The 12634-nt window shown below is 47.4% G+C and carries 4 protein-coding genes; all 4 read left to right on the plus strand.

Annotation, left to right across the window (positions count from 1 at the left end; genetic code table 11):
- Nucleotides 1–182: 182 nt before the first annotated feature.
- The 4 genes from B050_RS0108125 (at nt 183) to B050_RS0108140 (ending at nt 12631) form a co-directional block, all read left to right on the plus strand.
- Nucleotides 183–3245, plus strand: a complete 3063-nt coding sequence (locus tag B050_RS0108125; protein WP_229802438.1) for a SusC/RagA family TonB-linked outer membrane protein — start codon at nt 183–185, stop codon at nt 3243–3245.
- Nucleotides 3246–3272: 27 nt separating this feature from the next.
- Nucleotides 3273–4841 carry a RagB/SusD family nutrient uptake outer membrane protein gene (locus B050_RS0108130; protein WP_018473413.1) on the plus strand — a complete coding sequence of 523 codons (1569 nt, stop codon included), beginning with the start codon at nt 3273–3275 and terminating at the stop codon, nt 4839–4841.
- Nucleotides 4842–5115: 274 nt separating this feature from the next.
- Nucleotides 5116–9216, plus strand: a complete 4101-nt coding sequence (locus B050_RS0108135) for a two-component regulator propeller domain-containing protein (RefSeq protein ID WP_018473414.1) — start codon at nt 5116–5118, stop codon at nt 9214–9216.
- A gap of 415 nt (nt 9217–9631) precedes the next feature.
- Nucleotides 9632–12631 carry a SusC/RagA family TonB-linked outer membrane protein gene (locus B050_RS0108140; RefSeq protein WP_157492608.1) on the plus strand — a complete coding sequence of 1000 codons (3000 nt, stop codon included), beginning with the start codon at nt 9632–9634 and terminating at the stop codon, nt 12629–12631.
- Nucleotides 12632–12634: the final 3 nt, after the last annotated feature.

Raw genomic sequence — 12634 nt, forward strand, 5'->3', positions numbered from 1 at the left:
ACCTCCAATTTAGTGAGACCGACTGAAGCCCTTCATGGGCATTTATAAGGTATAAATCATCCTATACTCATTAACCAATAGCCAATGTACCAGTCTGCATTAATCTAAAGTCCCTTGCCCTGGCAATTACTGGGAAGGGCTTCATTTAAGCAAAATCAATTAAAATCAAAAACACCCAAAATATGAAAAGTAAACGATTACTTAAAATTTTATATTTGACAAAATTCGCTTTGGCGGTTTTGTTGATGCAGGTTTTTCCTGCCCCTTCGGCCATGGCCGCAGTGGACACTGTCGTTTCAGGACAGGTGACCGCCGTGCAAGATGGCAGCACCTTACCCGGGGTGACGGTTTTAGAAAAGGGAACGTCCAATGGAACTATCACCGATTTGGATGGCAACTATACCATTAAGGTATCCGAGGGCGCCACTTTAGTGGTATCCTTTGTGGGTTACCTTACCAAGGAAATTGCCGTAGGCAACCAATCCAAAATCAATTTTTCCCTTGAAACCGATGTGAAGCAGCTCGATGAGGTGGTGGTGATCGGCTACGGCACTTCTAGGAAATCTGACCTGACCGGCTCCGTATCCACGGTGGATACCAAGGTATTCGAAAACAATCCCAATTCGCGGGTGGATCAAGTCCTCCAGGGCCGGGCCTCGGGCGTACAAGTGACCCAGACGAGTGGAGCACCTGGTGCAGGCACCGTGATCAGGGTGCGAGGAGGTAATTCCATTCAAGGTAGCAATGAACCCCTATGGGTGATCGACGGAATTATCGTGGGACAGGATTTTAACCTCAATAACCTTAATTCCAGCGATATCAAATCCATAGAAATCCTCAAAGATGCCTCCTCCATTGCTATATATGGTTCCCGTGGAGCCAATGGAGTGGTACTGGTGACGACCAAAAGTGGTAACAGTTACGGCGGAAAACCTCAGGTAACAGTGGGTTTTTATACCGGCGCTCAGCTGGTGCCACAGAAGCCTGCTTACCTTTCTCAGCCAGATCAGATCGCCTTTACCAATGAGGATGCGGAATTCAGATCGGCAGGAGTTCCCTTCCCTAATGATCCATCCTCCTATGAAGACAATGACTGGTTTAATATCCTGATGGATCCCGCGACCATTTATAATGGTGATGTATCGATAGCAGGGTCCTCTGAAAATGGAAAAATCAACTTTTATAATTCATTGAACTTCTTTGATCAAAATGGACTGATCAAAAACTCGGGTATTGAGAAGTATATCTTTCGTTCTAATCTTGATATTGACCTAAGTGATAAGGTAAAAGCTGGCTTTAGAGTAAACTACTCTCGTATCCACCAGGACAATGGCACCGTGCCTTATAGCCAGCTGCTCACTATCCTTCCCACCCAACCCATCTATAATGCAGATGGATCCTATGATGGCTATGATGATGTGATAGGCGCACCATTCTCCAATCCCGTGGCCAATGCCGCCCTGAATACAAATGAGACCTATACCAATAACTTCCTGAGCACGGTTTATTTGGAGGTGAAGCCTCATGAGAAATGGACCATTCGCTCGACCTTCAGTCCGGAGATCAATAATGTCAAAACAAATATATTTAATTCCAGCCAACGGCCAGATTACTTAGAGATAGGCGAGGATGGGAATGCCAGGGTAGCCACCCTCTCCAGTCTAGGTTGGAATAATGAAAATACCGTTCAGTTTCTATCTGACTTCGGTACAGACCATAGTTTGTCAGTTTTGGGAGGCGCTTCTTTTCAGAAATTCACCTCTGAGAGCCTGTTTGCCGAAGCCTATGGGATCACCAGCGATGCCACAGGATTCAATAACCTGGGCTTAGGTTCTGATCCTATCAGGAATGTCGTGGGCAGTGGATATGATGAGTTCCAAATAGCGTCTTTCTTTGGCCGGATCAATTACTCCTATAAAGATAAATATCTCCTGACCTTGGTGGGGAGGACAGATGGCTCTTCAAGATTTGCACCCGGCAACAAATACCAGTTTTATCCATCCATCGCAGGAGCTTGGAAGCTATCTGAGGAGGCGTTTATGGATGGAGCAGACTTTGTAAATGACCTGAAATTAAGAGCTAGTTTCGGTAAGTCAGGTAGTCAGGGCATCGATTCTTACCGGACTTTTGCTGTGATGACCGAGGCTAGCACCACTTATAATGGCGTGCAATCTCCCGGGGTGACACTAGGAAGGCCTGCCAATCCCAACCTTCAATGGGAAACCACCAGCCAGTTTGATGTCGCGGTGGAGGCCTCTTTTTTCAATAATAGGATCTTTACTGAGTTGAATTACTATTATAAGCAAACAGAAGATTTACTTCTTGAGGTGGTGATCCCCAAGCAAACGGGCTTCTCCAATCAATTGCAAAATATAGGCGCTCTGGAAAATAAAGGATGGGAGCTGATGGTGAAATCCACCAATATCAGCAATAAGGATTTTGACTGGGGCACGACTCTGACCCTGTCTTCCAACAAAAATAAAGTGCTGGACCTAGGTGGCGAGGAGTTTATCGATGTGGTGGTAGATGAAATCCTGGGAGCAGGGAATACCCGGATAATCGTGGGACAACCTACGCCGGTATTTACCGGAGTAAGGTACCTGGGTACCTGGAAGAGTCAGGAGGAGATCGATGCTTCCGGCTTAGGATCTCAGGTGGTCGGCGGGCCGAAGTTTGAAGATTTGAATGGCGATGGGATCATCTCCACCGAGGACAATGTGGTCATGGGAAGCCCTCAGGCAGATTTGATTTTCGGAATGGAAAACTCGATGTCTTATAAGAATTTTGAATTTTCCTTCTTCTTCCAAGGCACCCTGGGCAATGATGTGTATAATCTGAGAACTCGGAATAGCTATTTCACCCGTGGCGAGGTCACCAAATATGCCGAGTTAGCTGACCGTTGGACTCCGGAGAACCCCACTTCCGATATCCCTAGGGCAGGTTCTGATGCGGTGACTTCCATCCCCAGCAATACCAAATATGTGGAAGATGGCTCTCATATCCGACTAAAAACGGTGAGATTGATCTATAACCTGCCTGTGGCAAAATTTGGCTGGGAGAAGGTAAACAGAATGTCAGTTTATTTCTCCGGATCCAACCTCTTTCTGGCTTCCGGGTTTAGACTGATCGACCCAGAGACCAGCCGATATGGGAATTCAGGTGTGGGCAATATCGCTCAGGGATTCTCCAATGGGGAATATCCTAATACGAAGGTCCTAACCTTCGGCGTTAATGTTACTTTTTAATATAGGTACTACCAAAAAAATAAAGCCATGAAAATTAATTATATAACCATATACTTATTACTCCTTCTCAGCACGATAGGCTGTGAGGGGTTTTTGGAAGAAAAGCCAAAAGATATCATATCCCCAGAAAACTTCTTTGCCTCTGAGGCGGATGCTAGACAGGCGGTGACAGGCCTGTATTCCATCCTTAAGAATAATTCCATCTACGGACAAGTGGGCTTGGACCATTTTTATGATAATGGAGCGGACATCATTGAGCCCAATAGGGCGGCAGATATTCTGGAGCCCATCGGAAATTATTCGATAAATGAGGCGCTGGCAGATGTGTCCATTCAGAAGATGAGCGTGGCAGATACCTGGAAGGACCTGTACAGGATCGTGCTCAATGCCAATATTATCATAGATAAGGTAGCTGGGAATGCGGCGATTCCTGATGCGGTGGAAACTGATATTATATCGGAAACCATCTTCCTGCGCTCGCTGGCCTACTGGCATATCACCAATCTCTGGGGAGATGCACCTTATTATACGGAGGCACTTAGCATCGAGGAAATCAAGAAAATCGGCAGGATGGATCAGGATCTTATCATCAGCGGAATTTTGGAAGACCTGCAATTTGCGCAGGATAATATGCCACGAAGGGATGAGATCCCAGAGGCCAACCGAGGGAGAGCTTCCAAATGGACGGCGGCGATCGTGATGGCAAAAATCTATATGCAGCAGCAAAACTGGCAGCAAGGCCTGGACAAGTGCTTGGAAATTATCAATGAGTCTTCCCATCAGCTGATGCCCACATATGATGATGTCTTTGACCCGAGGCAGGAGTACAATGACGAGATCATCTGGTCGCTGGATTTTGCTAAGGATATCGTAGGGCAGTTTGAAGTGGGGGTTCCACAGCTTCCTGGAAATGGCTATTGGCGCCCGAGTATGTTTAACCCTCGACTGAGAGATGAACCTGCCAATTCGAGCCAGAGAGCCGCTTTGGTGGAGGTGTTAGCTGCCAATGGTGCGGCCTTTAATGGGACTGGCTTGCAGGTGGCCGCAAAGGATTTTGAAGAGAAATTCCCCCAAAATGACCTGAGAAGAGCTCTTAATATCACCGATACCTACCAAGGCTTCCCTCTGGTGTTTCCATATATGGGGAAATTCATGAACCTCGATCAGGAGTCCTCTCCAAGGTTTAACCATGATGATAATCGAATGGTATTCCGTCTTGCAGACGTCTATCTGATGGCTGCGGAGTGCGAAAATGAGCTGAATGGCCCTGCAAATGCCTACCACTACATCAATAAGGTGAGGGAAAGAGCCTATGAAAATCAGGCAGATTGGGAGCTTAGCGGACTCAGCCAGCAGCAATTCAGAGAGGCTATGTATGATGAGCGGAAGTGGGAGCTGGCAGGCGAGGTAAACAGACGCTATGACCTGATCCGCTGGGGAATACTGCTGGAGGTGGTTCAGAATCTCGAATACCGATTCTGGAAGCCTAATGAGAATATCAGACCTTGGCACGTTTTGCTTCCTATACCTTTGCAGGAATTGCAAACTAACCCCAACCTACTGGCCTCCGATCCCACGAATAACGGATATCGCTAGAAATCATATACCCCACAGGTCCTAGGGAGTACTCCCGGCGGTTCTAATTAACCTTTTGATCAAAATCCCCTTATAGTTTATGTATAAGGGGATTTTTGTTTTACCCCATCTCTCGATCCTTCCTCGGATCGTAAGCGATTTTATGATGAGTGGAGGCTGTATATCTATTGTGGGGAGTCTAATTAAATTTTGCCTCAGGGCAATGTTGTTTTGTTATTAATTTATGGATTTCTTAACTTTCAAACTAAAATATTTCAAAAGCGAGGAATTCTGAATGTTATTGGGGACTACCAAATGGTTACTATTCCCGTTTTTGCTGCTGGCCACGATACTGAATGCCCGTCAGTTGCCAAAAAGCAGCAATACGGTCAAATTTAAAAATATTTCGCTGGAGGAGGGACTATCGCAGACCTCGGTATTGTGTATTCTGCAGGATGCGGATGGATTTTTATGGTTTGGCACACGGGATGGCTTGAATAAATATGACGGCAACCAATTTAAAGTGTACCGATACGGCCATGAGGAATCCAATAGCCTGAGCAGCAGCACCGTAAAATCCCTCTTCCAGGATGAGCAGGGAACCCTTTGGGTGGGAAGCCAAAACGGCCTTAATTATTATATTCCCGCTCAGGATGCCTTCCAGCGCATCAAACCCCATGTTCCTGAAAAATTAGAAACCAACTATAATGTGGCCGCCATTACCTCCGGTGGGGAGGGAAGCTTATGGATGGGGACCAATTATGGTTTGGTGAAATATAATACCCTGCTGCATCAATATGAGGAAGTGTCCGGGAATAAGGAGGTTCGAGAACTGCTGTCCCAGGCAATGATCCGATCGATCTTCAAAACCCCCTCAGCCTCGCTGTGGATCAAAACCCTACGGAATATTTATTATTTTGACCCTAAAAAAGACCAGCTTACCGAATATGAATATCCTCAAGGGCTGGCCAAGGAGCAAAATGACAACCAGCTCAGTACCATCTATGTGGATCATGCAGGAGAGGTATGGCTGGGAATCAAAAGTGGTCTGGCCAAGCTGGATAGTTCCAGCCAGACGTTCCGGACAGTGGAGATCGATGGCCATCAGATCACCAGCGAGGTGAGGAGCATCAAGGAAGACCAGCAGGGGGACCTTTGGGTGGGCACCTACAGGGGCCTCTATCGCATCAATAAGGAAAAGGACAAACTTTCCTTCTATACCCACGATGACAAAATCCCCAATAGCCTCAGCCAAAATTCGGTGTACTGCATAGATGAAGATGATAAGGGAGATATATGGATCGGCACGTATGCTGGAGGAATCAATCACTACGACCGCAGCTATGACCTCTTCAGGCATATCTCGGCCGGTACCAATAGCACACAGCTCAACTATAAGGTGGTCAGCTCCATCATCCAGGATCAAAGAGGAGACCTGTGGATCGGCACAGAAGGAGGAGGGATCAATCATTATGATGCCCTCTCGGGGGAATTTCGATACTATACCCACCAAAGCGAAAATCCTAATAGCCTAATAAATAATAATGTAAAGGCCATGCTTAGGGATCATAAGGGCGGATTCTGGGTTGGGACGCATGAGGGTGGTTTGGATTACTTTCATCCCAAGCAGGAGCCCATCCAGTTTCAACATTACCAGTATGAGCCCGGTCAGACTGAGGGGCTTAGTGACAATCGCGTCATCTCACTTCTGGAGGATAAGCAGCATCAGATATGGATCGGCACCAGCGGTGGAGGGCTCAATGTCCTGGATCCGGCTAGCGGGAAGATCTCGCGCATAGAGAGCCAGGATACACCACTCAATAGAATCGTATTCTCCATCATCCAATCCTCCCATCCGGACACTCTGCTCCTTGGCGGAGACAATGGCGTGATGAAGATCAATATTCATACTAAGCAAACTGTGCCCGTAAACTATGCGCAGACGCGAGAAGGGCAGGAGAATAAATGGGTACTTTCCTTATATGAAGATCCTGATAATATGCTGTGGGTAGGCACCGAAGGGGATGGCGTCTATAGCTACGATCCGGAATTGAAGAAGAGCCAGCAGCTGGGCACTCGCGATGGACTTCCCAATGCCATCATCTATGGGATAGTACCGGATGAGGCTGGAAACCTATGGTTTAGCACCAATTCGGGTCTGTCACGAATGGATCGGCTCACCAAGCAGGTGAAGAACTTCGATGAGTCGGATGGCTTACAGAGTAATGAGTTCAACTATGGCGCTGCGCTAAAAAATGAGCAAGGAGAATTGCTCTTCGGTGGAGCCAATGGACTGAATATTTTTGACCCGCGGATGATCAAGGAGAACACCTTCCTGCCGCCCATCGTCATCACCTCACTAAGCGTTCATAATAAGCATTTTCTGCATATCACGGACTCCATTCAGCAGATCTATCTCGATCACGATCAGAATGTTATCAATATTGATTTTGTGGCCTTAAGCTATTCCCAGCCCGAAAAAAATCAGTATGCGTATAGGCTAGAGGGCTTCGATAAAGAATGGAATAGTATAGGCAATAATCACTCTGCCACCTATACGAACCTGGATGCCGGGGAATATATCTTTAGGGTAAAAGCCTCCAATAATGATGGTCTCTGGAATGACGAAGGAGCGGCATTGCCGATTACCATTCGCTCGGCACCTTGGCGGACTTGGTGGGCATATACCTTATATACTTTAATTATAATTTTCATGGTCGCTCAAGCCAGGCGCTATTGGGGTATCAGGAACCGTGAGAAAAATGAATTGAGGGAGGAGCGGCTGGCAAAGGAGCGCATAGAGGAGGTGAATCGCCTAAAACTTCAGTTGTTTACTAATATTTCCCATGACTTCCGCACTCCCCTGACCCTGATCATCGGGCCACTGCAGCGGATGATGCATAAGGCCATGGGCGATACTTTCGTCCAGCAGCAGCATGAGGTGATGTACAGAAATGCCAGTGTGCTCATGCAGCTGATCAATGAGCTGCTGGATTTCCGAAAGAATGAGGCTGGGCAGCTGAAGCTGCGTGCCGGGAAGTATGACCTGGTGGAATTCACCAGAGAGGTGTTATTAGCCTTTGAGGAAATCGCTCGGATGAAAAATATTACCATGGATTTTTCACTTTATGGGGATCCTGAGGCACTGTGGTTTGATAAGGTGAAGCTCCAAAAGGTCCTTTATAACCTGCTATCCAATGCGTTTAAATTCACCCCAGAGCGGGGTTTTATCACGGTATCCATCCGTTTCCCTGATGCTTCCACTAAGCGCAAGCATCAGGGCAAGGTGATCATTAGCCTGAAAAATACAGGAAAGGGCATCAGTAAAGAAAGCCTGCCGTATGTCTTTGATAGGTTTTATCAGCAGGGAGATCGCATGGGCTCGGGTATAGGCCTGGCATTGAGCAAGAGCATAATAGAGCTGCATCAGGGGAAGATCCAAGCCAAGAGCAAGGTGGATGAGGAGACGGTTTTTCAGATTCAGCTTCCTCTAGGTCGCGAGCACCTCAGCTCGGACCAGCTCGTGGTGGAGCAGGAAGAAGAGGATTTAATGAGTTTTGACCAGCCAGTGATCCTTGAGACAGAGCTCCTGGAGGAGGAGGAAACCCTCGAGGACCTGGAGCTGGAAAGTGGTAAGCCCAGTATTCTGGTCACAGAAGATAATAGAGAGCTCCGTCAGCATATCTGCGCGGTGCTGAGGGAAAAGTACAATGTCTATGAAGCAGGAAACGGGGAAGCAGGGTTGGTCGCCGCCATGAGCCATTCGGTGGACCTGATCATCAGCGACATTATGATGCCAAAGATGGACGGAATAGAATTTTGCCAGGCCCTGAAGTCTAATATCAGAACTTCTCATATTCCAGTCATTCTTCTTACCGCAAAAACCTCCGAGAATTACCAGAAATCAGGCTTCAAAACAGGGGCAGATGCCTATATCACCAAGCCCTTTGATATGGAAATCCTAGGCTTGAGGATAGCCAACCTGATAGATTCCCGAAGAAGGCTTATTGAGAAATTCAAACAAGAGCTGATTTTGCAGCCTAAGGAAGTGACGGCCAGCTCGGCGGATGAGGAATTCCTCGCCAGGGCCATAGAGGTGATGGAAGAGCATATGAGGAATGCCGACTTTAATGCGGCAGGTTTTGTGACGGAGATGGGAATGAGCAGATCGGTCGTCTATAGAAAACTGAAGGACCTTACAGACCAGTCTATTTCGGAATTTATCCGTACCATCCGGCTAAAGCGGGCCGCTCAGCTGCTGCAGCAAACCGATATGACCATTTCTGAAATCGCCTTTGAGCTAGGTTTCAATGATCTCAAATATTTCCGGGAATCCTTCAAGTCAGTATATAATTGCCCACCCTCCAGCTACCGCAATCAAGCCCCAGGTTCCTAAGCATTCCGCAAAAAAAAACAAGCTTACCTGGCCCCTACTATAAGGTGCGGTCTGCTAGCTTTATTTACCTTACCTCTTTTCTCGAAAGGGCGAGGGCTAGTCTGTACTGCTTTAGATAAGGAGCTTTGGCTTACTTTGATTAGCGAGTATGCTGAGAAGTTCCACCCTTAGCACCAGCCTTTACTTTTGTGGATTATAATTGATTTTTTCTTCACAGAAAATCCCAGACTAGGGGCCTGTCAAAATCTTCCACTTCCCCAACTTACTTTTTTAAAAATGACCGTTTTTTAGGGTGTAAATGCTATTTGAAGCGTTTATGGATGATTTGCCCCCCTAAAATGAACGCATACACCCCCTCAGTTTTGCTTACAAATTCCAAGATTTGTTCATCGTACTTAATTCAACCAAACTTCATATGTCAGTAATTTTAAAAATATTCAATGGACGCCGGCCCTGGAGTTATATCCGTTTGGGAATGGCGATGAGTCTATCCTTGGCGGGTGGAATAGATGCCTCTGCTAGGGCTCCGGAATCTATAATCACCACGGCTCCTTCTAATAAGCTAGTCAAAGCAGCCAGCGGAACAGTGGTGGATGAGACCGGAGAGCCTCTTGTAGGTGTGGCGGTATTGGTCAAGGGGACGAGTATAGGAGTGGTGACCGACCTTGATGGGAAATTCTCCATCACCAATGCGCCAGAGGAGGCCAGCACCTTAATCTTTTCCTTCATTGGGATGAAGACCCAGGAACTGGCCTTTCAGGCGGGGCAAGAGATGAAGGTGGTGATGCAGGAAGACATTTTCTCCATCGAAGAGCAGGTGGTGATCGGATATGGTACCACCCGGAAGAGCGACCTTACCGGGGCTGTGTCCAGCGTATCATCCAAGGATTTTGAGAAGCAGCCGGTGACTCGGGTGGAGGATGCCTTGCAGGGCAGAGCCGCTGGGGTGCAGGTGATCAAGAGCTCGGGTGTGCCCGGGGCAGATGTCCAGATCAGAATCCGTGGCGCCAACTCTATCAATGGCAGTAATCAGCCTTTGGTGGTGATCGATGGGGTCATCGGAGCAGATATGAGATCCATCAATACCAATGATGTGGAGTCTATGGAGGTTCTGAAGGATGCCTCAGCGACGGCCATTTATGGTTCTCGTGGTGCCAATGGTGTGATCCTCGTGACCACCAAAAGGGGGAGTGGCAAAACCAATGTGAGCCTAAGTGCTTTCACCTCGGTGTCCACGGTTTCCAATAAGATCGATGTGCTATCTCCTCAGGAGTTTGGGACCATCTTTGACCTTCCCGTGATCGATGGCGGTACCGATTATCAAGAGGAATATTTTCAGAATGGCTATGCCAATAATGTTCAGCTGTCTATAAGCGGTAAAAACGATGGCGTGGGGTATTTTATTTCTGGAAATATCCTCGACCAGTCGGGCGTTGCGCTGAACTCAGATTATAAAAGGTATTCCCTACGGGCCAATATCGATACTGAGCTGAACGACAAACTATCACTTCAGCTGAATATGTACGGAAGTAGCGAAAGCACGCTGAACTTGGTGAATGGAGGAAGTTCTTCGTCCCCTGATGAGAGGGCGGGGATTGTGGCCGTACTGGGCTGGGATCCGACCCTGCCACTGCGAGACGAAAATGGTAATTACAACTTATTGTCTTCCAATGGTTCTGGCCTGATCAACCCAATAGCCGAGCGTATGGAATCCGACCTCAATGCTTCCATTGGTAATATTAATTCAAATATAAACCTAGGCTACCAGATTACAGAACACCTGAAATTGTCCGTGATCGGTGGCTTGATTCATCGTACGCAGTTGATAGAATCCTATCGGGGAGTGCCTGCGGGTACGGTGCTCAGCGCACCAACCGCCTCAGGATCCACCAGCCAGGCCACCACCCTCCAAAACAGTAATGTGCTGACCTGGGACAAGTCCTTTGACAAGCATAATGTGAAGGTGACGGGCTTATTCGAAATCCAGCAGTTCATCAATAAGGGATTCTCTGCCGGCTCGGGACAATATACCATTCCTGCAAATTTCTATTCCATGGATCTGGGGATCACTCCATCCGTAAATGCCTCCCTCGCCAAAAGCCAAATAGTATCCTATATGGGACGTGGGGAGTATAATTTTGATAGAAAATTATTCCTTACCGCCACCCTAAGAACTGATAGAAGCTCCAGATTCCGCCCGGAGAATCAGGTGGGGGTATTCCCTTCCGCTTCCGCAGCTTATCAGTTTGACAATGTCCTCGGAGAAGCGATCGAAACCCTGAAATTAAGAGCTGGGTATGGAGAGACAGGAAACCAAGCGATTTCTCCTTATTCCACCTATAATACTTTCCAGACGGGGCAGGATTATCCTATCAATGGTACCACTGAGTCGAGGGGCTTGATTTTGGGAGATATTGCCAACCCTGACTTGACTTGGGAGACCACCAAGCAGACCAATATCGGCGCAGATATCACCTTCCTCTACGGCAAGTTTAATATGAGCATCAATAAGTACTGGAAAAACACCGTGGACTTATTGCTGAATGTTCCCCTGCCTTATTATGCAGGTGGAGGCACCGTCACTCGAAATGTGGGAGAGGTCTTCAATGGGGGCTGGGAGCTGAACCTCCAAACTCATATCCTCAATCGTAAGGATTTCCAATGGGATGTCAATGTAAATTATTTCTATAATAATAATGAAGTCAAGTCACTGTCGGATGATCAAGAGGAGATCTTGTTTAGCCCAGTGGGAAATGTTGCCAATACCAGTGGCGCCTATGTATTGCTGAGAGAGGGTATGCCCATGGGGCAATTTTATGGAGCGACCTTCTTGGGTACCTACAAAAGCGGCGATACCGATGGGACTCCTGGATCTGCCAAATACCTAAAGGATGAAGAGGGTAATGTGGTGATGGGTGTCATAGGAAATGGGTCTCCAAGACATAATTGGGCGATCAATAACACCATGAATTATGGCAAGTTTGACCTGAACTTTTTGATACGGGGAGTGCATGGCTTTGATGTGATGAACTTCACCCGCGCCAGTATTTCCATGTCCGGAGGGGTGCAGTCTCTGCCTACTTACGGGGAATATCGAAACCGCTGGACGGCCGAAAATCAAACCGACGTCCCTGTGTCCGGAGACTTGATCGTAAACTCTACCCGATTTATCGAAAAGGGAGATTTTGTGCGCCTGAGCAATTTGGCCTTGGGATATACCCTGGGCGAAAATAACCTCTTCAGCAATTTCAGGATCTATGCCAGTGTCCAAAACCTCTTCACGCTGACCTCCTATGAGGGTTACGATCCAGAGGCTAGCTCCCTGGGAGCAGGCAATGGAGCCGCCTCTTTCATCGATTACGGGGCAAACCCCAACTCGAGAACCTATACGTTTGGAGTAAATATTGGATTTTAATTT

It is taken from the genome of Echinicola pacifica DSM 19836 (assembly GCF_000373245.1).
Lineage (GTDB): Bacteria > Bacteroidota > Bacteroidia > Cytophagales > Cyclobacteriaceae > Echinicola > Echinicola pacifica.